Here is a 25,779-nt window from a genome sequence, read left to right as displayed (position 1 = left end):
CGTCTTGCCGTGGTCCACGTGACCGATCGTGCCCACGTTGACGTGCGGCTTGGTGCGCTCGAATTTACCCTTTGCCATACGCGTTAAACCCCGATGGAGTCGATTGAAGTTAGAAAAACTCAATGGTGGCGCCGGCCAGCCCTGCTGGACGTGCCACCTGAGGTGGTGCTCATGACTGGAATCGAACCAGCGACCTCTTCCTTACCAAGGAAGTGCTCTACCGACTGAGCTACATGAGCGGAAAACTTGAGGCCGAATTCAATGGAGCGGGAGACGGGAATCGAACCCGCACCATCAGCTTGGAAGGCTGAGGTTCTACCATTGAACTACTCCCGCCCGATCGAAAACCTGCGCGGAACCTGACTGGTGGAGGGAGGTGGATTCGAACCACCGAAGGCGTAAGCCAGCAGATTTACAGTCTGCCCCCGTTGGCCGCTTGGGTATCCCTCCAACAAAGAACGCCTATTTTCGCCACGCCCCCGGATACTGTCAACACTTTACCGACATTTTCCGGAGCGCGGCCAGCCGCGAAACCGCACGGGGCGCGCATCATGCTCGGTTCGCAACGGCAGGGCAAGCCTTCCGTGAGAATTGATGCCGCGCGATCTAGTCCGAAGCGGGCTCCGATGGCATCGCCACGACCTGGACCTCCATCGCCTTGGACATCTCCATCAGGCGGCGCGCGTGTTCCTGCAGGCGCTCATCCTCCTTGTTGCGGGGCGTCCAGGTAGGCACGGCCGTCGGGCGGCCGTCCGGACGATCCAGCGCGACGAACACCATCACGCAACTGGTGGCGAGGCGCCGCTCGCCGGTTCTCAGGTCGCTCGCCTGCACGTCGACCGCCAGATGCATGCTCGTGGTGCCCGTGTGAATCAGCCGCGCCCGCACGGTGACGAGGTCGCCGATCAGGATCGGCTTGACGAACTGGATGCCGCTGACCGAGGCGGTGACGCAATAGGCGCCACTCCAGCCCACCGCACAGGCGTAGCCGGCCTGGTCGATCCACTTCATCACCATGCCGCCGTGGACCTTGCCTCCGAAATTGACATCGGTGGGCTCGGCCAGGAAACGAAAAGTGACTTCGCTCTGCTGTCCCGGCATAGGCACTGCTCCCGTCGATCGAAAACGTGCAGTATGCCCGCACAAGCCGACTTGCGGACGGACTCCGCGGATACGGCCAGGCACCCGAGGGAACAAGGGGAGGGGCGCATGCGTGGATTGCGCAGTATCGCGTCGCGGCTGGCGCTGTGGAGCCTGCTTGGCTCGGCCCTCGTGCTCACCGCCATCGGAATGCTCCTGCTCGGCCATTTGCGCCAGACCTGGCTGCGCTCGGCGCATCGCGAGGGAGGCACGCTGGCGCTGGCTGCCGCACACGGCATCGAAGCCCACCTCGCCCGCGCGGCCGAGGTGACACGCCTGCTGGCGCGACTCGCCCGGACCCGCTCCGAGCTGACCGAACAGCTGGCTTCCGACGCACTGAATGCCAACCCCGATCTCGCGGGTATCCTGTTTGCGTGGACTCCCGACGACCCCGCACATCCGCCCGCGGCGCCGTTCGTCGACCGCCGCCCGAACGGCTCGCTGAGCCGGCGCGACCTGAGCCACGACGGCACCCGGTACTGGGAACAACCGTGGTTCCGGACGGGCCTGGACTGCACGGATGGCTGCTGGCAAAAGCCGTTCTTTTCGCAGTCCAGGCAAGAGCGCCTGATCAACTATTCGGTGGCGATCCGCCTGGCCGGACGGAGCATCGGCATCGTCAATGCCGACGTGACGCTGGCGTGGCTGCAGAGCGTCCTGGGCCCACTCAAGCGCCCGGATGGAGCACTCATGTTCGTGGTCGACCAAGAGGGTCGCTTCCTCGCCCATGACGGCATCGCCCGACTGGGTCTGGCAGCCACCCCGGAGCTGCGGCAGGCGCTGGCCATGACCGGAGACGCACCGGGAGAACTGCCGGCCGGCGTCGACCCCGGCGTCGCCGGACGTGCGTGGCTCTATCGTGCTCCGGTGGCGGGCACAGGCTGGACGCTGGGCCTGCTGGTGCCGCAGGCACAGCTGGAAAGCAGTCTCCGCCACCTCTTCATCCGCGAGCTCTCGCTCGGCCTGCTGGCGATGCTGGGCATCGCGGTCATCATCCTGGTGGTCACCCGCCGGACCCTCTCACCGCTCGCGACCCTGACCGGTCGAGCCGAGCACGTGGCGCGCGGTGAGCTGGACTTCACCCTGCCCCGGGTCCGGCGCCGCGATGAGATTGGCCGGCTGACGCATGCCTTCGATCGGATGCGGCGACAGCTGGCGCACCACCTGGAACAACTGACCCGGGCCACCCGGGAACAGGAGCGCCTGCGCAGCGAACTGGAGATCGCCCACCAGATCCAGGTGGCCCTGCTGCCCAGCGAGCACTACCTGGATGCGCGCTGCGCCATGTTCGAGCTCCACGCCACGCTGCGCCCGGCACGCGCGGTCGGAGGCGACCTGTACAGCTACTTCATGCTCGACCAGCGGCACTTCTGCCTGATGGTGGGAGACGTATCGGACAAGGGGATTCCGGCCGCCCTGTTCATGGCCCGCGCGATCACCCTGGCCAAGGCGCTGGCGCCACGGGCGCGGCATCCGGCCCTGCTGCTTGACCAGCTCAACCGCGAGCTGTGCCAGGGCAACGAAAGCTGCATGTTCATCACCCTGCTGTGTGGTGTGCTCGACACGTCGGACGGCCGACTGGTGTTGGCCAGCGCAGGGCACGAGCCTCCCATCCTGTACCAGAGGGGTATCGGGCGCCTCATCGAGGTCACCACGGGCCCTGCGATTGGGCTGGACGAGGACGCAGGCTATGTCGAGCAGGAACTGGCGATGGAAGCCGGCGATACGCTGCTGATGTATACCGACGGCATCACCGAGGCCGGAGCGCCCGATGGCAGCATGTTCGGCATCGAGCGCACGCTGGCCAGCCTGGAGCGGATGCCCCTGCCGACGACTCCCCGCGACTTCACTGCCCGACTGATGGCCGATGTGGATGCATTCGCCGAAGGCTGCGACCAGACCGATGACATCACGATCCTCGCACTCAGCTGGCACCATCGGTCCCGGGAGAACGCCGGCATGCTCGACCTGACGCTCAAGACCACGCTGGAGGATGTGTTCGCCGCCCTGGAGCGCTGCGAGTCCGCGCTGGACGAAGCGGGCGTGGCCGCCGGTACGCGTGAGGACGTGCGCCTCGTGCTCGAGGAGCTGATGGTGAACATGGTCCATCACGGCCACGGGAACCCGTCGGACGGCTCGATCCGGCTGCACCTGCGCGCTGACGAGGGCATCGTGCTCGCCGAACTTCACGACGACGGCATGGCATTCGACCCGCTGCAGGCCGCCTCGCCCACGCTCTCGGGCGACGTGGCCGACGCCGAAGAAGTGGGTGGACTGGGCATCCATCTGGTCCGCGCGATGGCCAGCGAGCTGGCCTATCACCACGACCGCGACGGCAATCACCTGCAACTGCGCTTCATCCAACCCGACCAGACGGAATCGCCGACATGACGCTTGACGTGCGCACGGAACGACCCTCTCCCGACCGTCTGGTCCTGCACCTGCAAGGACGCCTGGACGCCAACACCTACCTGGAATTCGACGGCGCGGCACGGCCGCTTCTGGCCGAGCTGCCGACCGGCGCCACCGTGGTGCTGGACATGGCTGGCCTGGAGTACATCAGCAGCGCAGGACTGCGCAGCGTGGCGCGTATCCGAAAAACCACCCGCGCGCTGGATGGACATACCCTGCTGCTGGACCCGCAACCGCAGGTCCGCAAGGTCTTCGACATCGTCAAGGCGGTGCCGGTCAGCGAGGTGTTCACCAGCACATCGGAACTGGACGCCTACCTCGACCGCATCCAGAAGAAGATCATCGACGATACCGACGGCGGGAACTGAAGCGGCGATGGGCGGGCCAGAGGAGCCCGCCCATCGCGGAATCAGACGTTGAACAGGAAGTGCAGGACGTCGCCGTCCTTGACCACATAGTCCTTGCCTTCCTTGCGCAGGCGCCCGGCGGCGGCGGCGCCGGCCTCGCCCTTGTACTGGACGAAGTCGTCGAAGGACACCGTCTCGGCACGGATGAAGCCGCGCTCGAAGTCGGTATGGATCACCCCGGCCGCCTGCGGCGCGGTGAAGCCGCGCTTGATCGTCCATGCACGCACTTCCTTCACGCCGGCGGTGAAGTAGGTCTGCAGGTTGAGCAGCTTGTAGCCGGCGCGGATCACGCGATTCAGGCCCGGCTCTTCCAGGCCCAGGTCCTTCAGGAATTCGTCGCGATCGGCATCCTCGAGCTGCGAGAGTTCTTCCTCGATGGCCGCGCACACCGGCACCACCTCGGCGCCCTCTTCCGCCGCGCGGGCGCGCACGGCATCCAGGTGAGGGTTGTTCTCGAAACCGTCCTCGCGCACGTTGGCGATGTACATCAACGGCTTCAGGGTGAGCAGGAACAGGTCGCGCACCAGCGCCTTTTCCTCCTCGTCCAGCCCCAGGCTGCGCGCGGTCCTGCCCTCGTTGAGGCCGGTGGCGAGCTTCTGCAGCACAGGCTTCTTCGCCAGCGCCTCCTTGTCGTTGGCCTTGGCCGCGCGTTCGGCGCGGTTGAGCGCCTTCTCGACCGAGTCGAGGTCGGCCAGCGCCAGCTCGGTGTCGATGGTCTCGATGTCGGCGATCGGGTCGACCTTGCCGGCCACGTGCACGATGTCGCTGTGCTCGAAGCAGCGCACCACGTGGGCGATCGCATCGACCTCGCGGATGTGCGCCAGGAACTTGTTGCCCAGGCCCTCACCCTTCGAAGCACCGGCCACCAGGCCGGCAATGTCGACGAACTCCACGGCGGTGGGGATCACCTTCTGCGGATTGACGATGGCCGACAGCGCGTTCAGGCGCTCGTCGGGCACCGGCACCACGCCCACGTTCGGCTCGATCGTGCAGAACGGGAAGTTGGCCGCCGCGATGCCGGCCTTGGTCAGCGCGTTGAACAGCGTGGACTTGCCGACGTTGGGCAGGCCGACGATGCCGCATTTGATGCCCATGATGGGAGCTCCGGAAACTTGGGGGAAAACCAGGAAATGGAAACGGATAACGGACGGGAGAGGCGCGCCATGGGCGCTCACGCTCCTTTCTTGCCGCTCCCCGCCCCCACCGTGTGCAGCTGCTGCATCGCCTTGTCGAACTGCCCGTCGACCGCCAGCGGCAGCGCGTCCAGCGCACGGGCGATGCCGTCGACGATGGCGTCCTCGTCGGACGCGGACGGACGACCCAGCACCCACGCGGTCACGCGATCCTTGTGTCCCGGGTGGCCGATGCCGATGCGCAGCCGATGGTACTTGCCGTGGCCGAGGTGCGTAGCGATGTCGCGCAGGCCGTTCTGGCCGCCGTGGCCACCGTCGAACTTCATCCGCACGGTACCGGCCGGCAGGTCAAGCTCGTCGTGCGCCACCAGGCACTCGGCCGGCTCGATCTTGTAGTAGCGCAGCGCCGAGGCGACGGCGATGCCGCTCTTGTTCATGAACGTGGAAGGCTTGAGCAGCCAGACCGGCTCGCCGCCGATCCGCACCCTGCAGGATTCGCCGTGCAGCTTGCCGTCGAAGCTCCAGCGCTCGCCCTGCGACGCCGCCAGGGCGTCCACAAACCAGAACCCGGCGTTGTGCCGGGTTCGGAGATATTCGGCACCGGGATTGCCCAGCCCGACGATGAGTCGAAGTCCTGCCATGCGTCCGGCAAGCCGACTCCGCCCGCGCCGCTGGCGGCGCGGGCGGAAGCGGGCTTACTTCTTGTCGCCAGCCGGCTTCTCTTCGCCCTCGGCCGCAGCCGGGGTCTCCTCGACCTCTTCCTTCACCGTGTTGGCGGTGACGACGGCGATATCGTGGTCGGCGCCCAGCGACAGGGCCGGGATCTCAACGCCCTTCGGCAGCTTGATCTGCGACAGGTGGACGATGTCGCCCGGCTTCAGGTCGGCCAGGTCGACCTCGACGAACTCCGGCAGGTCCTTCGGCAGGCAGGACACTTCCAGCTCGGTCAGGTTGTGCGAGACCACCACGCCGGAGGTCTTGCCGGCCGGGGACTTCTCCTGGTTGAGGAAGTGCAGCGGCACGCTGACGCGCACGGCGGCGTTCTCGTCGATGCGCAGGAAGTCCATGTGCAGCATCTGCTGCTTGTACGGATGCTTCTGCCAGTCGCGCACCAGCACCTTCTGCACGGCGCCGTCGATGTTCAGGTCGAGCACCGAGGAGAAGAACCACTCGTGCTTGGCGGCGAGCAGGATGGTGTTGTGCTCGATCTGGATGCTCTGCGGCGGCAGCTTGCCGCCATAGACGACGGCCGGCACGTACGACGCACGACGCAGGCGGCGGCTCGCACCTTTCCCCTCGTCCTTGCGGCTCTCGGCCTTGATTTCATGGGTCTGAGACATGGTTTACACCTTGGGTTGGGAATGCCGCCTTGCGGCGGCCGGGTGACTTCCCCGCGACCAGGGAAGTCGGAAATCGAATCAATCCACGTACAGCGAGCTCACCGACTCGCCGAAGGCGATGCGGCGGATCGTCTCGGCCAGCAGCTCGCCGACCGAAAGCTGGCGGATCTTCGCGCAGGCCTGCGCCTCGGGGCGCAGCGGCAGCGTGTTGGTGACCACCAGCTGGTCCAGCTGCGAGCCTTCCACGTTGCGGATCGCCGCGCCGGACAGCACCGGGTGCACGCAGTACGCCACCACCTTGCGCGCGCCGCGCTCCTTCAGCGCCGCGGCGGCCGCGCACAGCGTGCCGGCGGTATCGACGATGTCGTCCACCAGCACGCAGGTCTTGCCGTCGACGTCGCCGATGATGTTCATCACCGTGGCCACGTTCGCCTTCGGACGGCGCTTGTCGATGATCGCCAGATCGGCGTCGTCCAGCCGCTTGGCCAGCGCACGGGCGCGTACCACGCCACCGACGTCCGGGCTGACCACGATCAGGTCGTCCATCGAGTGGTTGCGCCAGATGTCCGCCAGCAGGATCGGCGAGGCATAGACGTTGTCCACCGGAATATCGAAGAAACCCTGGATCTGGTCGGCGTGCAGGTCCACCGTCAGCACCCGGTCGACGCCGGCCGTGCCGATCATCTTGGCCACCATCTTCGCCGTGATCGGCACGCGCGCCGACCGCGGGCGGCGATCCTGGCGGGCGTAGCCGAAGTACGGAATCACGGCGGTCACGCTGGACGCGGACGCGCGCTTGAGCGCGTCGACCAGGGTCAGCAGCTCGAACAGGTTCTCCGCACTCGGGGCACCGGTCGGCTGGAGCACGAACACTTCCTGCCGGCGCACGTTCTCCTCGATCTCGATCTGCACCTCGCCGTCGCTGAAGGTGCCGACCAGGGCCTTGCCCAGCGGGATACCGAGACGGTGCGCCACGTCCTCGGCCAGCGCGCGGTGCGCGTTGCCGGTGAAGAGCATCGGGCTGGATGACGTGTCCACGGACAATTCCTCTCGACCTGTAAGGTCCTGGCTTGAGTGGCTGGGGCGGCAGGATTCGAACCTGCGCATGCGGGAATCAAAATCCCGTGCCTTAACCAGCTTGGCGACGCCCCAGTATTACGTTGTATGCCTCGCCTGCGCCGCACCGCGATGGCGGTCCAGCGCACGGTGCAGCATCGATCGGTCCGCTCCGGCCGCCACCTGGACGCCGAACGCCGCGGGACACTGCCCGGCGATCGCAAGCGCCCGGGTCAACGAGGGCGTTTCCAGGAAAACGCATCCGCCGCTGCCGGAGAGTCTCGCCAGGCCGAAGCCGCCGAGCCATTCAAGCGCTGCGTCCACGCGCGGATGCCGCGCGCGTACGACCGTCTCGAAGGCATTCTCGGCAGTTTCGCCCGAAACAAAGGACGAAATTGTCGCCCGGGGGGCATTTCGTGTCAATTCAGGCGCTTGAAACAGCGCCGCGGTGGGCACGTGCTCGCGCGGGTCGAGCACCACGTAGTGGCGTCGCGGCAACCCGATCGGCATCAGTCGCTCGCCGATCCCCTCAGCCCAGGCCGAGCGCCCTCGCACGAACACCGGCACATCGGCCCCCAGCCGTCGGCCGAGTTCGGCCAGCGCATCCTCGCCCAGCCCGGTGCCCCAGAGGTGATCGAGCGCCACCAGTACGGTGGCCGCGTCGGAACTGCCGCCGCCGAGGCCGCCGCCCATCGGAATGCGCTTGTCGACCGCGATGTCGGCACCCTGCCGGCATCCCGAAGCCTCCTGCAGCAGGCGCGCGGCGCGCACGGTGAGGTCGCTGTCTTCGGGAACACCCGGAACGCCGCCATGGCGGTGGATCCGTCCATCGTCACGCAACCGCAGGCGCACCTCGTCGCCCCAGTCGAGCAGGCGGAACACGGTCTGCAGCTCGTGGTATCCGTCGGGACGGCGTCCGGTGATGCGCAGGAACAGGTTGAGCTTGGCCGGTGCCGGCCAGGCGCTCCAATCGGTCGCATCGAGCGGCGGCAGCGGGCGGCTCATGAAGACCCGGAGCCGGTCGGGAAAGCCGTTTTCGCGGTCGCGGTCGCGCGCGAAAGCGAAGGCCGGATCGTTCTTGTCGACCACGACAAAACCGTGTCGGGCGTAAAACGGCGCGTTCCACGGCACGTCGGCCAGCGTGCCCAGGTCGACCCGGCGGTAACCGGCTGCTCGCGCCCAGTCGCAGGCATGCTCCAGCAGAGCGGCGCCGATGCCGCGGCGACCATGTTCCGGCAACACGTCCAGCTCGCCGATGCCGATGGCATCGCCCGGCAAGGCGTCATCCAGCCAGACGAAGCCGAGCGGCTCCCCGCCAGCAGCGGTTCGCGCCACCCACACCACACCGCGCGCCACCGCCGCGTGCAGCAATTCGGGCGGAATCGCCATGTCGGCATAGAACGGCCAGGCCGGATGACCGCGAAACAACTGCACGGCCGCGCGCTCGATGGCGCAAAGCGCATCCACCTCGTCCGGTCGGGCACGTTCGATCACTGCGTTCATGGGGGCTCTTGCGATGAAGCGGCTCACAGCACGGCGTCCGCGCGGGGCCGATAGCCTAGCTGCTCCGGGCTACTTCAGCTGCCAGGACTCAACGAACAGGCGCACCTTGTACGGTGGCTTGGTCGCGAAGATCTGCACCGGCAGGGCGGGCCGGCGGCTCTGGTCCCAACTCCGGTAATCCACCGTCCAGCCATCCTGCAGCAACAGCGAAGGCAGATGATCCTCGCCGAAGCGAAGCTCGGCCGGACCACTGTCGGCGCGCAGGCCCAGCACCCAGGCACGCAGATCCGACAGCGGCACTTCCCAGCCCAGTGCCTTGCGCATCAGCGACTCCGCATCCGGACCGCGCAACGGGCCGCCATCCAGGCCCTCGAGCAGGGCGCCGTCGGGGCCGCCGGTCAGGCGGAAGCTCTTGCCGGTGATCGGGGCACGCAACTGGAAGTCGTAATGATCCCCGTCCTGATGCCATTCCAGGCTGCCGCTGCCGCCACTGTGGCCATCGGAAACGCCCAAGCGACCGCTGAGCGACCAGTGTTCGGTGCCGGCCAGCGCGCGCTCGCGCTGCTGCTGGGCCCGGTACATCGCCGCATCGCCTTTAAGCCGAACGGCAGGGGCGCAGCCCGCGAGCAGGGCCAGCGCACCCAGCCCCGCCAGGAAACGGGCAACCCTCACGGCTTCAGCCGCTTGAGCGTGCTGAGCAGGCTGGCATTGCCCGGATCGAGCTTGCGCACCTGGTCGAACACATGGTTTGCCTCGTCATGCCGGCCACTCTCCCAGAGCACCTCGCCCAGGTGCACGCCGACATCGGCGTCCTGCCGCTGTTTCCAGGCCTGGCGCAACACCGCGACCGCCTGATCCAGGTGCCCCAGCCGATACTGCAGCCAGCCCCAGGAGTCGGCGATGGCCGGATCGTCCGGCTTGGCTTTGCGCGCCTGCCCGATCAGCTTCTCCGCCTCCGGCAGATCCCGATTGGCATCGGCCAGGGTGTAACCCAGCGCATTGCTGGCATCGACATCGTCGGGCTTGAGCTGCAGCAGACGGCGCAGGTCGGCCACGGCGAGATCGATCTTGCCCGACTCGGCATACGCCAACCCGCGTCCGTAGAGCAGCCCGGGATCGTCCGGCACCACCTGCAGCGCACGACTGAAGGCCATCTCGGCCTGCGGGTAGCGCTGCTCGGTCATGTACAGGTCGGCATCGGCCTCGTAGGCGCGGCGCAGCTGCCCGGGCTCGTCGAGATAGGCGGTTTCCAGCTGGCCGAGCAGCTCATGCGCTTCGGCCAGCTTGCCCTGCTGGTGCAGGATGATCGCACTGCGCAGATCCGCATCGAAAGCATGCGGGTCGTCGTCGCCGACCTGGTCGTACCAGTCCAGCGCAGCCTGTTTCAGGCCCTGCATCTCGGCCAGCTGGCCGAGCAGGAAGGTGCTGGCGTCGCGGATGTCGGGACTGGCGCTCTTCAGCTGCCGGTACAGCGCCGCCAGCGTCTTGCGATCATTGGCCTTGGCCGCGAGCGCCGCCCGCAAGTTGTAGATATCCGCGCTCTGCTTGCCCGACGCGAGGAATTTCGAGGCCGCCGGATAGTCCCCGCCCTGCGCGAGCATGGTGGCGTACGCGAGTCGCAGCCGGGTCTCGCCGGGATGGTCCACGATCGCCTTGTGCAGCAGGTTCTTCGCACCGTCGCGGTCGCCCGCGCGGAGCATCATCTGCGCCGTCCACGCGTAGGTAGTCGGCGTATGGAAGCGCTGCACGGCGGCCTTGCCGATGCGCAGCGCATAGCCGCGCCGCCCCAGCCGCTCGCCCAGTTCGCTCATCGCCAGCCAGGCCCGCTCGTCATCGGGCAGGCGTTCCGGCGTGGCCATCGCCTCGAGCAGGCGGGCCGCCTGCGCGGAGTCGCGCGCCCCGACCAGCACGCGCCCGAAGCGCCGCCAGGCGTCCGGGCCACCGAGCTTGATCAGCTGCTCGAGCTGCTTCCGGGCCTCGGCGGCGTCCCCACGATCGAGTGCGAGCTGGGCCCGGCTCTGCGCGAGGTCCGGCGCTGGCGCGCCCAGCGCCTGCCAGCGCGCCAGCGCTTTCTCCGCGGCGACATCGTCATGGACCGCCAAGGCCAGCTCGGTGGCGCGCTCGGCCACCTGGGCATCGCCGGAGAGCTGGGCCGCCTTGCCGTAGCCGGCCGCGGCCGTCTTGAGGTCGGAGTGGGTCAGCGCCATCTCCGCGGCCAGCAGCTGGGCCAGCACGTCGTGGTCGGCATCCGGCGTGGCCACCACCATCCGGGCCAGCGGCTGCGAATCGCCGCGAGGGCCCGCCGGCACCCCGCCAGGCCGGACCGTGGCACAACCGGTGGCGGCGAGCGCAAGCCCCCCGGCCACCGCAAAATGCCGCAGTTGCTTGAACTTGGCCCACCCGCTCAGCACACTATCGTTCATCTGTTCGCCTGTTTCGGCTGTTTCCGTCATCGCACGCGACGAGCACCAAGCTTAGCCTACGCCGCCGGACACCCTAGTCGCCGAAATGTCTGCCTCGTCATGCCGCTGATCGCCCTCGGGCTCAACCACCTCACCGCGCCGGTCAACCTGCGCGAGCAGGTGGCTTTCGACGCGGGGTCGACCGAGGAGGCCCTGCGCGAGCTCACCGGCGAACCCGGGGTGGAAGAGGCCATGATCCTGTCCACCTGCAACCGCACCGAGCTCTATGTCGGCGTCGCCGACGGCGCCGAGGACGTGCCGCAGGCCTGGCTGAACCGGCATCACCGTCTGACCCCGGGCAAGCTGGACGAGTTCCTCTACCTCCACCGCGACGACGATGCCGTGCGTCACATGTTCCGCGTGGCCACCGGGCTGGATTCGATGGTGCTGGGCGAACCGCAGATCCTCGGCCAGGTGAAGGACGCCTACCAGCAGGCGCGCGAGGCGCGTGCGCTGAAAGCGCCGCTGGACCGCCTGCTGCAGCACACCTTCGCGGTGGCCAAACGGGTCCGCACCGACACCCGGATCGGCGCCCACACCGTGTCGGTGGCGTTCACCGCGGTGCGGCTGGCCGAGCAGGTCTTCACCGACCTGAGGCAGGCCTGCGTATTGCTGCTCGGCGCGGGCGACACCATCGAACTGGCCGCCCGACACCTGGTCGAGAAACAGGTCAGCCGGCTGATCGTGGCCAATCGCACGCTGGAAAACGCCCATGAGCTGGCTACCCGCCACGGCGGTTACGCGATCGCCCTGGCCGACCTGCCGCAGCACCTGGCCGAGGCGGACATCGTGATCGCCTCCACCGCGGCGCGGCAGCCGGTGCTGACCCGGGCCATGGTCGAGAAGGCCATCGCCGCGCGCCGCCGCAAGCCGATGTTCATGGTCGACATCGCGGTGCCGCGCGACATCGAGGACAGCGTCGGCACGATGGAGGACGTGTTCCTCTACGGCATCGACGACCTGCGCCAGGTGATCGACGACAACCTGCGCTCGCGCGAAGCCGCTGCCCGCGAGGCGGAGGCCATCATCGACCTGCAGGTGGACCGCTACATGGCCTGGCGCCGCGCGCTGGGCGTGCGCAACCCGGCGGTGGACATGCGCCACCACGCCGAGGTCTACCGCGACGAGGTGCTGGAGAAGGCGCGCGGCATGATCGCCCGCGGCAAGTCGCCGGACGAGGCGCTGGCCTTCCTCGCCAACACCCTGACCAACAAGCTGCTGCACCATCCCAGCGCCGCCCTGCGCGAGGCCGCTCTCAGCGGCGACCTCGACCTGCTGCACGCGGCCGGACGCCTGTACGGCCTGGAGCGCGAGGCCGGCGAGGATTAGCGGCGCGAACGCCCGGCTCCACGCCCGTTCGCCCGCCCAGCCCTCTGCCGACGCCCCGCCCATGACTCCTTCCATCCGCGCCAAACTCGAAGCCCTCGCCGAACGCCACGAGGAAGTGGGCCTGCTGCTGGCCCAGCCCGAGGTCATCAACGACAGCCAACGCTTCCGCGCCCTCTCGCGCGAGTACGCCCAGCTGGAACCGGTCGCCGCCGCGCTGCGCGAGCACGACCAGGCCCGGCGCGAACTCGCCGAGAGCCGCGCAATGCTGGCCGATCCGGAGCTGAAGGAGATGGCGGCCGACGACGTGGCCCGGCTGGAGCGGCGGCTGGACGAGCTCGACGGCGAGCTGCAGATCCTGCTGCTGCCGACCGATCCGCGCGACGAGGGCAACCTGTTCCTGGAGGTGCGCGCCGGCACCGGCGGCGACGAGGCGGCGATCTTCGCCGGCGACCTCCTGCGGATGTACCTGCGCTACGCCGAACGCCGCGGCTGGCGCACCGAGATCGAATCGGCGCACCCGGGCGAGCATGGCGGCTACAAGGAGGCCGTGGCGCGGATCGAGGGCAAGGGCGCGTTCTCGCGGCTGAAGTACGAGTCGGGCACGCACCGGGTGCAGCGCGTGCCGGCCACCGAGTCGCAGGGCCGCATCCACACCTCGGCGGCCACCGTGGCGATCATCCCCGACGTGGAAGAGGTCGAGGACATCGTGATCAACCCGGCCGACCTGAGGGTGGACACCTTCCGCTCCTCCGGCGCCGGTGGCCAGCACGTCAACAAGACCGACTCGGCGATCCGCATCACCCACCTGCCGACCGGGCTGGTGGTGGAGTGCCAGACCGAGCGCTCGCAGCACGCCAACCGCGACAAGGCGATGAAGCGGCTGAAGGCCCAGCTGCTGGACGCCGAGCGGGCCAAGCAGGCGGCCGCCGAGGCCGAATCGCGGCGACTGCAGGTCGGCTCCGGCGACCGCAGCCAGCGCATCCGCACCTACAACTTCCCGCAGGGCCGGATCACCGACCACCGCATCAACCTCACCCTGTACCAGCTGCCGGACGTGCTGGAGGGCAACCTGGACGAACTCGTCGACGCCCTGATGCGCGAGGACCAGGCCGACCAGCTCAAGGCGCTCACCGACGCCGGTTGACGGATGCGGTGACGCCGGAAGCCCGCGCCGCGCTACCCTCGCCCGATCCACCGTGCCGGAGAACACCGCATGAAGCGCAAGGCCTACGAGCAGCAGTTGGAAGCCCTGCAGATCGAGCTGACCGGGGTGCAGCGCTGGCTGCGCAAGAGCGGCAAGCGCCTGCTGGTGATCTTCGAAGGCCGCGATGCGGCCGGCAAGGGCGGCACCATCAAGGCGATCACCGACCGGCTCGATACCCGCGGCTACCGCGTGGTCGCCCTGCCCAAGCCGAACGAGCGCGAAGTCACGCAGTGGTATTTCCAGCGTTACGTGGCGCACCTGCCGGCCGCCGGCGAGCTCGTGCTGTTCGATCGCAGCTGGTACAACCGCGCGGTGGTCGAGCCGGCGATGGGCTTCTGCACGCAGGCGCAGTACGCGCAGTTCCTCGACGACTGTCCGGCGTTCGAGCGCATGCTGGCCGACAACGGCATCCTGCTGTTCAAGTACTGGCTGGCGGTGGACCAGGTCGAACAGGAAGCCCGCTTCGCCGAGCGCGCCGCCGACCCGCTCAAGCGCTGGAAGCTGTCGCCGGTGGACCTGGCGGCACGCACCAAGTACGCGGAGATCGGTCGGCTGCGCGACGTGATGATGGCGCGCACCCATGCCGCCCACGCGCCGTGGTTCGTGGTCGACTACAACGACCAGAAGAAGGGACGGCTGGCCCTGATGCGCCACCTGCTCGACCAGTTGCCCGACGTGCGCGTGCCCGACACCAAGGTGAAGCTGCCGAAGCTGCGCGGCAAACCCAGGCAGGAGAAGCTGGCCGATGCCGGCTTCTGGATTGCGCCGCCGCGCTGAGCCTCAGCCGGTGGCGAAGCCGCTGCCGGTCCACTCGATGTCGGCTTCCCGCCATACCTGTTCGACCCGGGCGGCGGGCGGACCGCAATGCAGCCACTGCTCCAGCGCATCGATCGCCGCCGGCGCTCCGCAGGCGATCACTTCCACCCGGCCATCGGCCAGGTTGCGCGCGATCCCGGCCAGGCCCAGCGCCAGCGCCTGCTCGCGGGTGCTGGCGCGGTAGAACACGCCCTGCACCCGGCCGCTGACCAGGAAGCGCGCGGTAGCCACTACTTTGCGTCGGTGATCGCGGCCGCCAGCACGTCGCCGGTGATCGGACCGACGAACCGCTTGGCCACCGTGCCGTCCGGCGCGATCAGGTACGTGGTGGGCAGGCCGCGCGGCTCGTCGAAATCCTTCGGCGGGTTGTCCAGGCCGACCTGGGCGATCGGGTAGCTGACCGGGTGCTTGGCGACGAAGGCCTTGATGTCCGCCAGCGCGCTGTCGTCGTAGGCCAGCCCGATCGCGCTGACGTTCTTGTGGGTGCTGACGAAATGCGAGATATCGGGCATCTCCTTGATGCACGGCACGCACCAGGTCGCCCAGAAATTGACGATCACCCAGTGCCCCCGCTGCGCCGCGAGGTCGTAGGGCGTGCCGTCGAGCGTAGTGACCTTGAGCGCAGGCCTGGCCGGCATCGCGGCCTGCACGGGCATGACCACGGCCACGGCAACCAGCAGGGCGCAACGGGCAAACAGCTTCATGGGGAGGACTCCTTCGGGGCATCCGCCGGATCGGCGGTCGGGGGATAGATCCGGTCCAGCCGGGTACCGAGCGCCGCATGCAGGGTCTCGGCCACGGCGGCGAGCAACTGGAGCAGCACGGTCGGCAGCACGATACCCAATGTCTGCGCCTCCTCGGCCGGGCGCAGCGGCAGACGATACTGCGTGCCGGCGTAGACGCGCAGCAGGTCGGTAGTGTCCAGGCTGCGGGACAGCAGCCAGCCACCGCCCTCGCTGCGCTGGATCAGGTCGGCACGCTGGAGGTCGTCGAAATAGCTGGCCACCTGGGTCGAGCGCAGGTAGGGCTCGGCGGCCTGCACGATCGCCGGATCGATCGCTCCGCCACGACGCTGGGCCTCGACGAAATGCTTGAGCACCACCAGCAGGCCGAGAAACTCCGACCCTTCCGGCAGCGCATGCGCGGGCGGGTGGTACTCGAACGCACTGATCGAGGCGGCGATCGAGGCACCGAGGATCACGATCACCCAGGACAGATAGATCCACAGCAGGAACGTGGGAATCACCGCCAGCGCGCCGTAGATCTGCTGGTAGGTCTGCGCATTGCGCACGAACAGGGTGAAGCCCCAGCGCGCGATCTCGAAAAGCACCGCTCCGAGCAACGCGCCGATCGCCGCGTCGCGTCGCACCACCGGTCGGTTGGGGATCACCGCATACATCAGCCACAACGTGATGAAGGTCACCACGAATGGCAGCAGCCCCAGCAGCCGCTGGCTGGCATTCGGCACGAACTGGCCCGCCGCCTGCTGCAGCAGCGGCAGCGCGGTGACGTAGGAGCTGGCCGCCAGCCCGCCCACCACCAGGATCGGCCCCAGCGTCAGCGCCGCCCAGTACAGCAGCAGCCGCGACCCCCAGCGACGCGCACGATGGACGCGCCAGATCCGGTTCAGCCGATCCTCGATGCTGACCATCATCGACAGCGCGCTGAACAGCATCACCAGCACGCTGATCCCGGTCAGCCCGCTGGCATTGTTGGCAAAGCTGGCCAGCGCCAGCTGCAACTTCTCCCCCGCGGCCGGCACGAAATTGTTGAACACGAACGAGATCAGCGCATCGCGCGCGCCGGCGAAGGCCGGGAACACCGAGAACATGGCGAACACCGCCACCATCAGCGGCACCAGCGACACCAGCGTGGTGTAGGACAGTGCGCCAGCCGTCTCGAAGCACTTGTCGTCGACGAAGCGCTGCCAGATGAAGCGGGCGAAGCTGAGCATGCGGTCGCGGTTGAACGGCTTGGCCATCGAGGTCCCTTGCTCGGACGGATACCTGCGCCGCGTCGCGGCACGAAGGACAGAAGCGGACGGTACACTACCGGATCGTCAACGAACCGCCCAAGCAGATGCCTTCCACCATTCTCGTCCTGTACTACAGCCGCACGGGCCACACCGCCCAGCTGGCGCGACTGATCGCGCGCGGCGTGGAGGAAGTGCCGGGCATGCAGGCACGACTGCGCCAGGTGCCGCCGGTGGCTCCGGTGACCGAGACGGCGCGGCCGCCGGAGCCGGACGAAGGCGCGCCCTACGCCACGCGCGAGGACCTGCTGGAGTGCGCCGGCCTGGCGCTGGGCAGCCCGACGCGCTTCGGCAACATGGCCGCGCCGCTGAAATACTTCCTCGACGGCACCGGCGCGGAATGGGCCAGCGGGACGCTGGTTGGCAAGCCGGCGGCGGTGTTCACCTCTACCAGCACGATGCACGGCGGGCAGGAGTCGACCCTGCTCAGCATGGCGCTGCCCCTGCTCCACCACGGCATGCTGCTGCTCGGCCTGCCGTTCACCGAAACGGCACTCAACGCCACCGTCACGGGCGGCTCGCCCTATGGCGCGACCCACGTGGCCGGCCCGCAGGGCGACCGACCGATCAGCGAGCACGAGCGCGAGCTCGCCCGCGCGCTGGGCCGGCGCCTGGCCGACACCGCGCGCAAGCTGGCGGTGGACGCATGAACGCCGTCCGTGCAGGCATGCTCCCCGTCTACCGACTCGGCATGGCCGCCTGGGCCGGGCTGATCCTGCTGCAACTGGCCTGGCACGGCTGGCTGGCGCCGCCGACGCAGCTTTCCACGGCGCTGGTACTGGCCATCACGGTGCTGCCGCTGCTGCTGCCGTTGACCGCTCTGCGCAACGTGCGACGGGCGCTGCTGTGGGTGGGCATCCTCAGCCTGTTCTACTTCTGCCACGGCATCTCCGAAGCCTGGAGTTCGGCCGATACGCGGGTACTGGCCCTCATCGAGATCGGCCTGACCCTGCTGCTGATCGGCAGCCTCGGGGCCGGCGTACGACGGCGCAGCGCACGAGGCAGCACCGCCAGCGATTGAAAACCCCGGGCGGACAGCCGCCCATCGCGCCAGCATGATCACGCGGCATCCGTATACTCGCCCCGTTTCCCGAACGGAGCCGACCATGGATTTTCTCCAGGACGCGCCGGTGCTCTCGCACCCGTTCCGCAATGATCGGACGTTGCGGTCCACGCTCGACCGTACCTTGCCGGCGGATCGACGCGCCGAGCTCGACGCCGACCTGGATGCGCTGGGCGACTACGCACTGACCGCCTGGGAGCGGACCACGACGACGACGCGCCGCAAGCCGGAGCTGATCCGCTGGGATGGCTGGGGGCGCCGGGTCGACCGCATCGAGCTGACTCCGGCCTGGCAGGAGGGCGCGGCCCTGACCACGCGCCACGCAGTACTGGCCGCCGGCCATGCCGATTCGCCTCACGCACGGCTGGAGGAATTCGCCCGGGTCTACCTCTACCACGTGGCCAGCGAGTTCTATACCTGCCCGCTGGCGATGACCGACGGCGCAGCGACCGCGCTGAAAGCCTCCGGCAATCGCGAACTGATCGAACGCGCCCTGCCCCGCTTCCTCAGCCGCGACCCGGCCACCTTCTGGCTCAGCGGCCAGTGGATGACCGAGACCGCCGGCGGCTCGGACGTCGGCCGCACCGGCACCGTGGCGCGGCGTGACACCGATGGCCAGTGGCGCCTGCATGGCCGCAAGTGGTTCAGCTCCGCCGTGGTCGGCGAGGCCGCGCTGGCGCTGGCACGACCTGAGGGGGCCGGCGAGGGCGCCGGTGCCTTGGCGCTGTTCTACGTGGAGACGATGGACGGCACGCGACGCCGGCCCGAACTGGTGATCGACCGCCTCAAGGACAAGCTCGGCACGCACGAGCTGCCCACCGCGGAGATCCACCTGGAGGGACTGCCGGCCTGGCCGGTGGGCGAGCTGGCCCACGGCGTGCGCCAGGTGGCCCCGATGCTCAACGTCACGCGTACCTGGAACGCCGTGTGCGCGGTCGCCAGCATGGCGCGCGCGATCGCCCTGGCGCGCGACTACGCCCGGCGCCGCAGCGCCTTCGGTCGCCGCCTGGTCGAGCTGCCGCTGCATGCGCACACGCTGGCCGACCTGCAGGCCTCGTTCGAGGCGGCTTTCGCACTCACCTTCGAGGTCGCGCACCTGCTCGGGCGGGTCGAACACGGTGCGGCCGAGCCGCACGAGCCAGCCCTGCTGCGCCTGCTGACCCCGCTGGCCAAGCTGTGGACCGGCAAGCTGGCGGTAAAGATCTGCTCGGAGGCGCTGGAATGCTTCGGCGGTGCCGGCTACGTCGAGGACACCGGCCTGCCGCAGCTGCTGCGAGACGCGCAGGTCTACGCCATCTGGGAGGGCACCACCAACGTGCTGTCGCTGGACACGCTGCGCGGTATCGGCGAGGGACTGGGCGCGCTGCGCATCGCCGTCTCGCAGTGGCTGGGAGAGAACGACGATCCGGCCAGCGCCCGGGCCATCCGCACTGCACTGGACGACGCCAGCGCCTTCCTCGATCGCCAGGGCGGGCACCGCGATGCCCTGGAAGCCGGCGCGCGCGGCCTGGCCTTCACGCTTGCACGGTGCGCCGCCGCTGCCTTGCTTGCGCGCCACGCCGGATGGGCCGCCGCCAGGGGAGACACCCGGCCTGGCGCCGCACTGCGCCGCTTCGTCCAGCTCGGGCTCGACCGTCTGCGTTGGCCCGACCATGCGGACACCGCGCGACTGCTCGCTGACTGACACCTGCCGGGGCACGCTGGGGTTGTCGGCCGGTCGCGGCTAAAATGGCCGCCTTTCCTCCTTCGGCGCAGCCAGCATGCAGCATCTGTCCATCGTCACCACCGGCGGCACCATCGACAAGATCTATTTCGACGACAAGTCGGACTACAAGATCGGCGCGCCGCAGATCGGCGAGATCCTCGGCCAGCTCGGCGTGGCGTTCCAGTACGACGTGATCCCGATCCTGCGCAAGGACAGCCTGCACGTCACCGACGAGGACCGCGCGCTGATCCGCTCCACCATCGAGGCGCAGCCGCATCGCCACGTGCTGGTCACCCACGGCACCGACACCATGGTGGAGACCGCCAAGGTGCTGGCCGGCATCCCCGGCAAGGTGATCGTGCTCACCGGCGCACTCAACCCGGCCCGCTTCCAGGGCTCGGACGCGGTGTTCAACATCGGCTGCGCAGTGGCCGCGGTGCAGACCCTGCCGGACGGCGTCTACATCACCATGAACGGTCGCGTGTGGGATCCGGCCAAGGTGCGCAAGAACCGCGAGGCCAATCGCTTCGAACAAGCCTGATCGCCCACCGTACGCCGACATGAAAGAAGGCCCGGCGCGCGAGCGCCGGGCCTTCGCGTTTCCGGTCGCCGCATCCGTGCAGCGACCCGGGGTCTTACTGCACCGTCAGGGTGATGTCGTCCAGCACGAACGAGGTCTGCAGCGAGGAGTCTTCCGTGCCGGTGAAACGAATCACCACGGTCTGCCCGATGTAGTTGGACAGGTTGGCGGTATGCACGCTGTAGCCACCGGCCGCGTTCAGGTTGGAGAACGTGGCGTAGGTGTGCAGCAGGGTGCCCGACGTGTTGAAGACCTGCACCTTCAGCTTGTCGTACTTGGACGTGGAGGTGGTCTCCGACGTATCGATGTGCAGGTAGTACTTCAGCGTGGCCGAGCTCTTGCCGCTCGGGATGCTAACGGTCTGCGCGACGCGGTCGGTGTGGCTGGAGCCGTAGCCGTCGAGCCAGGCATCCCAGGAACCGGCGTGCGGCGGCTCGGCACTGTTGTTGTTGATCACACCGCTGGTCGTCGTCCACGGCGCCGCGGAGCCGGTCTCGAACCCGGTGTTGCCCAGCAGCTGGCTGCCGCCACCGCCGGAGCCGCTTACCGTCACGGACTGGGTCTTGGTGTTGGTGGCGCCATCGTTGTCGGTCACCGTCAGCGAAACGCTGTAGGTGCCCGCCGCCGCGTAGGTATGGCTCGGGTTGGTCGCGGTCGAGGTGCTACCGTCGCCGAAGTTCCACGAACGCGACGCGATGCTGCCGTCGCTGTCGGTGGAGCTGTCGGTGAAGCTGACGGTGAGACCGTTGATGCTGTCGCTGAAGTTCGCCACCGGCGGGTTGTTGGTGCCGCCGCCACCGCCGGCGATGTCGTTGATCGCGCTGGCCATGATGATGCTGCCGCGACCGCTGGCCAGGTCGTAGCCGGGACCGGCGCTTTCACCGCTGTTGTTGCCCGAGGTGACGTCATGGAAGTCGCTCGCCGGCAGGCCGTAGATGATCGGACCGGCGAAGCCCACGCTGCTGCCCTTGGCGGCGATCACGCGGGCCCAGAAGCCGGCGAACAGCGGTGCCGCCAGGCTGGTGCCGCCGATCTGCTGGGTGGCGCCCTGCACGATCACCTTGGAGCCGGACTGCGGATCGCCGTCGAACGCCACGTCGGCCACGCCGCGGTGCGTGCCCGACCACAACGTCTGCCAGCTCGGCTTCGGCTCGAAGGTGCTCTCGCTGCCACCGGTGGCGCCCTCGTTGATGCTCAGCTCGTTCCACACCACTTCGCTGTTCCAGGTGGTGGTGGAGGCATCGAGCTTGGTGCCGGCCACGGCGATCACGTACTGCGAGGCCGCCGGCCAGCTCGGGGTGGTGCCGCCATTGCCGCACTCGTCCGCGCCGGAGTCGCCGGTGGAGACCGAGAAGGTCTGGCCCTGCGCCACTGCCTGCTGGAAGGCTTGATCCTGCGCCGCCGCGGAACCGTCGCCCTGGGCACTGGTCTCGCACTCGCCCAGCGACACGTTGATGATCTTCACCGCGTTGTCCGACACCACCTTGTTGATGTCGGCGGTGAGATTGGCGTTGGACAGCGTGGGGATGTTGTAGAAGATCAGCCCGCCGATCTGCCCGCCGGCCATGCCGACGATGTCCTGGCTGTCCAGGTCCCACTCGCCCAGGCCCGAGGTGTCCGTACTGGTGCCGTTGGTGTTCACCGTGGTGGTGCTGACGGTGGGCAGGCCATTGTTCGAGGTGAAGGTGTTCAGGTCGGTGACGACCTGGTTGAGCTTGCCCTGGGTGATGATGCCGACGGTCACGCCCGAGGCCGTCGGCGCACCGCTGCCGCCATAGATCGAGGCGAACTCGGTCGGGTTGTGGCCGGTCACCGCCTGCGGCTGCAGACCGGACTGCATCGAGTACTGCACGAAGGTGTGCGGCACGCGGGCGTTCTGCAGGCCGATCACTGACAGCACGCTGTTCTTCAGCGCATTCGGGATACTGACGTCGCCGGTGTTGATGAAGCCTTCGCGGCCGTGGCGCGTGCGCACCCGCTCGAAGCTGGTGTTGAAGGCCGCCTTGACCACGTCGGCGGTCGCATCGCCGGACACGAGCATGTTGTTGGAGGCGATGTTCACGTGGGTGAAACCCGCCTTGGTCAGATACGCGGCGACCGCCTGCGCCTGCGTGTCGGTGGGTGAATGCTGGCTGCGGAACTGCGCACGGCTCATCACTGGCCGCGTCGCCATCACGCCGAAGGCGTGGGTCTGGGCGATGAATGCGTGCAGCTGACCCGGGTTGCGCAATTTCAGCGCCACCTCGATATGCATCGGCTGCGAGGCAGGGACGGCACCAATGACGGTATCGCCGGGATGCAACGACATCGGACCTGCGAGGTGCGACATGGATGTGCCGGCCGCCGCCGCCATTCCCGCGGCGAATGGGCTCATGGCGAGGGCAATGGCGATCGCGATCGATTTGGAACGAATCGGGCTGGGCATGTGATTGGTCTCCTGACCTGAATTTGGGATGCAGCAACCTGATGCGGCCGTTAGGCCCCATGGCTTGGGATCGTCGCCGCTGCGGCGACAGGGAACGGGTTGGTTGAAGCGATCCTGCCGGTCACATGGCATGCCGCTCGCGAAGCTGGCCTGGAACCGACGCTCCCGTCACGGACAGACAGGGGTCCGCATGGGGCAAGGATCATCCATTGGCGATTTCGCCAAGGACGTCATCGACGTTAGGTTTATTCTTTGGAAAGCGTCAATAGGACTAATTCCTGCATTCCATCCCAAATGACGAAAATCAAATAGAAAACACCGCATTACCGTTCGATCATCATCCTCGTTCGATTATTCATCGCGCATACCGACAAATACCTTGAGGTCATTTGGCATAACGCACGAAATCCGGAATACCCGACCCTTCTGATAATCGAAAGATATTGCGGTCCATTGCGATTCATTTATGTGAATCCGAATAACCAGAATCGCCAGTAAATACCGGCATGGCTCCGTACAGATAAACGACCACCATCCACCCGTCACGGAAGATGCCCTCGCCCGCTGCAACCATGGCGCGGTAGTTGGCAGAACCTTGGGCAAAACGTGATCCAAAGACCCTTCGATGCGCCCCGGCGGTCACATCACCCGGAACGGGCGTACCAGAGCGGCCACTCGGGGAAGGCACAAAAAAACTCCCGGCCCTTTCGGGCCGGGAGTCGTCGTTCCACTGCATGAATCGATTACGGGGTGTAGCTGCCGGTCAGGCTGACGCCCGAGTAGGTCGCGTAGGCCCGGACCATCACGTAGTACGTACCGGCCTGCACGTTCGAGATGTTGCAGGTCTCGTTATCGCCAACCAGGTACGGCCGGCAGTCGTAGCTCGAGGTCGTCGGTGCGGAGCCGAACTTCACGTACAAGTCGGCATCACCGGTGCTGCCGGCGATCTTGAAGCTCAGGTTGGTCGCACCGGCCGGCACCACCATGGTGTACGCCACGGAATTGCCCTTGGTGGCGCTCAGACCCGTGGCCGCCACGCCGTTCTGCAGCACGTTGCCACCACCGCCACCACCGCTGCTGGTGCTCCAGGTCGCCTTGACGGTGACGCCCGAGAACGCCGCATAGCCGTTCAGCATCACGTAGTAGGTACCCGCCTGCGGCGAGGCCACCGTGCAGCTCTCGTTGTTGCCGGTGATGTAGGGACGGCAGTCGTAGCTGGACAGGGTCGGAGCGGAGCCGAACTTGGTGTACAGGTCGGCATCGCCGGTGCCGCCGGACTCGGAGATCACCAGGTTGCTGGCGCCGGCCGGGACGGTCACGGTGTAGAACAGCTGCGCACCCTGGGCACCGGACTGGCCGGTGATCGGCACGCCGTTCTGCAGCACGTTGCCGCCACCGCCGCCGGAGCTGCTCACCGTCACCGACGCCGTCTTGGTGTTGGTGGCACCGCCATTGTCGGTCACCGTCAGCGAGACGCTGTAGGTGCCGGCGGCGGAATAGGTGTGGCTCGGGTTGGCCGCCGTCGAGGTGCTGCCGTCGCCGAAGTTCCACGAGCGCGACGAGATGCTGCCGTCGCTGTCGGTGGAGCTGTCGGTGAAGTTGACGGTCAGGCCGCTGATGGTGTCGCTGAAGTTGGCGACCGGCGGGTTGTTGGTGGTGCCGCCCGACACGATCGGATGCGACAGGTCGCACTCGTTGGTGTCGTTCGACCAGGTGGACTGCATCGGGAACGTGCCGGTACCCATGGTCACGTTGGCGGTGGCGCCCTGGCCGGAGGAGATCCAGGCGCACTCGTCACCGTTCTCCTGGCCGTTGTAGGAGCTGCCGGTGTGGTTGGTCCAGCCGCCGGCCGGGTTCTGGTCGGTGACCGTCTCGGCATACTCGTGGCCTTCCACGATCGAGAAGCCGTCGAGCTTGCCGGCGGAGCTGCCGTTCACCGACCCGGTGCCGCAGCTGGTGCCCATGTCGTAGACGTAGGGCATGTTGGTGAAGGCGATATCGCCATAGGACGAGGACACGCCCGCATCACCGTTGTAGTCATGCCATGCGCAGAACTGGCCGCTGGACGTGTTGAAGCCGTCCGGATGGGTACCGGTCGGGGACAGGATCACGTACTGCACGTAGCGATTGGACGCCGCCGTGGTGTTGCCGAAATGTGCGGCGGCCTTGATCGCCTCCTGGGCGAGCTGCGCGGCGGTGGCATTGCTCGGCGAGGACACCGAATTGTCGTACCAGATGCCGGCAAAGGCGCCACCGGTCGGGTAACCGATGTGCGGGGCGCCCGACGGACAGGAGGTGGCGCCGTTGGAGACCGTGGGACCATCGCAGTACTGGGTCATGGTGCCCGACCACAGCTCGCCGCCGGTACCCAGGCCCTTGAACAGCTTCTCCAGGTACGGCACGGCGCCGATCGAGTCGCCCGACAGGGTCATGTTGCCGTTGGCGTCGGTACCGGAGGTGCCCCACTGGCTGCCGTAGACGACCAGGTACACCTTCGGGGTGCCACTGGTGACACCGATGCCGTCGACGCCACCACCGTAGCTCAGCGTCTCGGTGCCGGTCGCCGCCGTCGTGGCGGCATTGGCCGCGTGGGCCGCGGCGAACTGCTTCATCCGGGAGTGCGCCTCGCGGGTCGGCACGGCGCCGTGGCGGTAGTGGTGGCCATAGGCGGGCGCGTACGGATTACCGACCTGCTGCCCATTGGCATGGGCGACGGCGGCGCTGCCAGCCAGGCCGAAAAGCGCACAGGTAATTGCGGTTTTCAGCAAACGATTTTTCTGCGTATTAAGCATGTCACTCCCCAATTGAATTATTCAGGACAAACAATCCCCGCCACGATCGAATGACCGCGGTGTTTAATCGCTGCGCCATGCAGCCAATCAATTCATGGATTTGCCCAACCGTCTCGTTCAAAGCCCGGCCATATGACGTCCTGTCAGGCCCGGCGCGCCCCGTGCACCTTGGCGCGCCGCCCCGCGTGTCAGCTTGAAAGAAACCATTCGCCCCCCGTTCGGAAGGCGAATCACCCGACATTAGGCGCTCGCCATGAGGGGAGACAATTGGAATTTTTCCTGTGGGGTAGTGCGCGACTTCTCAAAATATTCGCAAGTAATTTCGAAAACCAATTCAGACAGTTACTTGCAATAGGCGCATTTTGCGCATTCGCAATTAA

23 protein-coding genes and 4 tRNA genes are annotated in these 25,779 nt (G+C 67.6%); 9 read left to right on the top strand and 18 right to left on the bottom strand.

Going from position 1 to position 25,779, the window contains the following annotated elements; all coding sequences use genetic code 11:
- Window positions 1-163: 163 nt before the first annotated feature.
- From C693_RS0118680 to C693_RS0118665, 4 genes are all read right to left on the bottom strand, one after another.
- Window positions 164-239: transfer RNA gene (locus C693_RS0118680), tRNA-Thr, on the bottom strand.
- Window positions 240-262: 23 nt separating this feature from the next.
- Window positions 263-336 (bottom strand) — tRNA-Gly (locus C693_RS0118675).
- Window positions 337-364: 28 nt separating this feature from the next.
- Window positions 365-450 (bottom strand) — tRNA-Tyr (locus C693_RS0118670).
- Window positions 451-606: 156 nt separating this feature from the next.
- Window positions 607-1,101 carry an acyl-CoA thioesterase gene (locus C693_RS0118665; protein WP_017463807.1) on the bottom strand — a complete coding sequence of 165 codons (495 nt, stop codon included), beginning with the start codon at window positions 1,099-1,101 and terminating at the stop codon, window positions 607-609.
- A 108-nt stretch (window positions 1,102-1,209) separates the two neighbouring features.
- Here C693_RS0118665 and C693_RS0118660 point away from each other — a divergent pair, with 108 nt between their 5' ends.
- Together C693_RS0118660 and C693_RS0118655 are read left to right on the top strand one after the other, a co-directional pair.
- Complete coding sequence (locus C693_RS0118660) at window positions 1,210-3,531, top strand: SpoIIE family protein phosphatase (protein WP_017463806.1); 2,322 nt, start codon at window positions 1,210-1,212, stop codon at window positions 3,529-3,531.
- Window positions 3,528-3,920: an STAS domain-containing protein gene (locus C693_RS0118655; protein WP_017463805.1), complete on the top strand. Its 393-nt coding sequence runs from the start codon at window positions 3,528-3,530 to the stop codon at window positions 3,918-3,920. Before C693_RS0118660 ends, C693_RS0118655 begins: the two co-directional genes overlap by 4 nt.
- 41 nt (window positions 3,921-3,961) lie before the next feature.
- On the opposite strand, the gene ychF is transcribed toward C693_RS0118655, so the two are convergent.
- From ychF to C693_RS0118615, 8 genes are all read right to left on the bottom strand, one after another.
- Window positions 3,962-5,053 (bottom strand): redox-regulated ATPase YchF, encoded by a 1,092-nt coding sequence (ychF, locus tag C693_RS0118650; protein ID WP_017463804.1) that lies wholly within the window; start codon window positions 5,051-5,053, stop codon window positions 3,962-3,964.
- Window positions 5,054-5,130: 77 nt separating this feature from the next.
- Window positions 5,131-5,733 (bottom strand): aminoacyl-tRNA hydrolase, encoded by a 603-nt coding sequence (gene pth / locus C693_RS0118645; RefSeq protein WP_017463803.1) that lies wholly within the window; start codon window positions 5,731-5,733, stop codon window positions 5,131-5,133.
- A 54-nt stretch (window positions 5,734-5,787) separates the two neighbouring features.
- Window positions 5,788-6,432, bottom strand: coding sequence for a 50S ribosomal protein L25/general stress protein Ctc (locus C693_RS0118640; RefSeq protein ID WP_017463802.1), 645 nt, complete (start codon window positions 6,430-6,432; stop codon window positions 5,788-5,790).
- Between the two features lie 78 nt (window positions 6,433-6,510).
- Window positions 6,511-7,449, bottom strand: a complete 939-nt coding sequence (locus C693_RS0118635) for a ribose-phosphate diphosphokinase (protein WP_017463801.1) — start codon at window positions 7,447-7,449, stop codon at window positions 6,511-6,513.
- A 58-nt stretch (window positions 7,450-7,507) separates the two neighbouring features.
- Window positions 7,508-7,584: transfer RNA gene (locus C693_RS0118630), tRNA-Gln, on the bottom strand.
- 3 nt (window positions 7,585-7,587) lie between these two features.
- Window positions 7,588-8,991 carry a 4-(cytidine 5'-diphospho)-2-C-methyl-D-erythritol kinase gene (gene ispE, locus C693_RS0118625; protein WP_017463800.1) on the bottom strand — a complete coding sequence of 468 codons (1,404 nt, stop codon included), beginning with the start codon at window positions 8,989-8,991 and terminating at the stop codon, window positions 7,588-7,590.
- A 69-nt stretch (window positions 8,992-9,060) separates the two neighbouring features.
- The gene (lolB, locus tag C693_RS0118620) at window positions 9,061-9,663 is read right to left on the bottom strand and encodes a lipoprotein insertase outer membrane protein LolB (RefSeq protein WP_043599292.1); all 603 of its coding nucleotides are present in this window, start codon (window positions 9,661-9,663) and stop codon (window positions 9,061-9,063) included.
- Window positions 9,660-11,414: a tetratricopeptide repeat protein gene (locus tag C693_RS0118615; RefSeq protein WP_017463798.1), complete on the bottom strand. Its 1,755-nt coding sequence runs from the start codon at window positions 11,412-11,414 to the stop codon at window positions 9,660-9,662. Before C693_RS0118615 ends, lolB begins: the two co-directional genes overlap by 4 nt.
- Window positions 11,415-11,513: 99 nt before the next feature.
- Here C693_RS0118615 and hemA point away from each other — a divergent pair, with 99 nt between their 5' ends.
- The 3 genes from hemA to ppk2 all read left to right on the top strand — a co-directional run bounded on the left by hemA (window position 11,514) and on the right by ppk2 (window position 14,763).
- Complete coding sequence (hemA, locus tag C693_RS0118610; protein WP_017463797.1) at window positions 11,514-12,782, top strand: glutamyl-tRNA reductase; 1,269 nt, start codon at window positions 11,514-11,516, stop codon at window positions 12,780-12,782.
- Window positions 12,783-12,843: 61 nt separating this feature from the next.
- On the top strand, window positions 12,844-13,926 hold the full coding sequence (gene prfA / locus C693_RS0118605) for a peptide chain release factor 1 (protein ID WP_017463796.1): 1,083 nt from the start codon (window positions 12,844-12,846) through the stop codon (window positions 13,924-13,926).
- A gap of 69 nt (window positions 13,927-13,995) precedes the next feature.
- Entirely contained in the window at window positions 13,996-14,763 is a 768-nt protein-coding gene (gene ppk2 / locus C693_RS0118600; RefSeq protein ID WP_017463795.1) for a polyphosphate kinase 2, read from the top strand.
- A gap of 3 nt (window positions 14,764-14,766) precedes the next feature.
- Here the strand turns inward: ppk2 and C693_RS0118595 are convergent, their stop codons facing one another.
- Genes C693_RS0118595 through C693_RS0118585 form a run of 3 tightly spaced genes read right to left on the bottom strand, consistent with a single transcriptional unit; the run spans window position 14,767 to window position 16,783 of the window.
- Window positions 14,767-15,033, bottom strand: coding sequence for an acylphosphatase (locus C693_RS0118595; RefSeq protein ID WP_017463794.1), 267 nt, complete (start codon window positions 15,031-15,033; stop codon window positions 14,767-14,769).
- On the bottom strand, window positions 15,033-15,506 hold the full coding sequence (locus C693_RS22180) for a TlpA family protein disulfide reductase (protein ID WP_017463793.1): 474 nt from the start codon (window positions 15,504-15,506) through the stop codon (window positions 15,033-15,035). Before C693_RS22180 ends, C693_RS0118595 begins: the two co-directional genes overlap by 1 nt.
- Complete coding sequence (locus tag C693_RS0118585) at window positions 15,503-16,783, bottom strand: YihY family inner membrane protein (RefSeq protein WP_017463792.1); 1,281 nt, start codon at window positions 16,781-16,783, stop codon at window positions 15,503-15,505. The genes C693_RS22180 and C693_RS0118585 overlap by 4 nt, the downstream gene beginning before the upstream one ends.
- A gap of 98 nt (window positions 16,784-16,881) precedes the next feature.
- On the opposite strand from C693_RS0118585, the gene wrbA reads away from it, so the two are divergent.
- The 4 genes from wrbA to C693_RS0118565 all read left to right on the top strand — a co-directional run bounded on the left by wrbA (window position 16,882) and on the right by C693_RS0118565 (window position 20,143).
- Window positions 16,882-17,484, top strand: a complete 603-nt coding sequence (gene wrbA, locus C693_RS0118580; RefSeq protein WP_017463791.1) for an NAD(P)H:quinone oxidoreductase — start codon at window positions 16,882-16,884, stop codon at window positions 17,482-17,484.
- Window positions 17,481-17,855 (top strand): DUF2069 domain-containing protein, encoded by a 375-nt coding sequence (locus tag C693_RS0118575; protein WP_017463790.1) that lies wholly within the window; start codon window positions 17,481-17,483, stop codon window positions 17,853-17,855. Before wrbA ends, C693_RS0118575 begins: the two co-directional genes overlap by 4 nt.
- An 85-nt stretch (window positions 17,856-17,940) precedes the next feature.
- On the top strand, window positions 17,941-19,581 hold the full coding sequence (locus tag C693_RS0118570; protein WP_017463789.1) for an acyl-CoA dehydrogenase family protein: 1,641 nt from the start codon (window positions 17,941-17,943) through the stop codon (window positions 19,579-19,581).
- A gap of 76 nt (window positions 19,582-19,657) precedes the next feature.
- Window positions 19,658-20,143: an asparaginase domain-containing protein gene (locus tag C693_RS0118565; protein ID WP_017463788.1), complete on the top strand. Its 486-nt coding sequence runs from the start codon at window positions 19,658-19,660 to the stop codon at window positions 20,141-20,143.
- 94 nt (window positions 20,144-20,237) lie between these two features.
- Here the strand turns inward: C693_RS0118565 and C693_RS0118560 are convergent, their stop codons facing one another.
- From C693_RS0118560 to C693_RS0118555, 3 genes are all read right to left on the bottom strand, one after another.
- Window positions 20,238-22,511, bottom strand: a complete 2,274-nt coding sequence (locus C693_RS0118560; RefSeq protein ID WP_198506904.1) for a protease pro-enzyme activation domain-containing protein — start codon at window positions 22,509-22,511, stop codon at window positions 20,238-20,240.
- A gap of 556 nt (window positions 22,512-23,067) precedes the next feature.
- Window positions 23,068-23,343: a hypothetical protein gene (locus C693_RS23875; protein ID WP_157798662.1), complete on the bottom strand. Its 276-nt coding sequence runs from the start codon at window positions 23,341-23,343 to the stop codon at window positions 23,068-23,070.
- Window positions 23,344-23,350: 7 nt separating this feature from the next.
- Window positions 23,351-25,399, bottom strand: a complete 2,049-nt coding sequence (locus C693_RS0118555; protein ID WP_043599290.1) for a pre-peptidase C-terminal domain-containing protein — start codon at window positions 25,397-25,399, stop codon at window positions 23,351-23,353.
- Between the last annotated feature and the right edge of the window lie 380 nt (window positions 25,400-25,779).

Origin of the sequence: Dyella ginsengisoli LA-4 (assembly GCF_000334915.1) — a bacterium.
Taxonomy (GTDB): domain Bacteria; phylum Pseudomonadota; class Gammaproteobacteria; order Xanthomonadales; family Rhodanobacteraceae; genus Dyella_A; species Dyella_A ginsengisoli_A.
The sequence above is the reverse complement of the archived record's forward strand: the minus strand, read 5'-3'. Positions and strand labels throughout refer to the sequence as shown.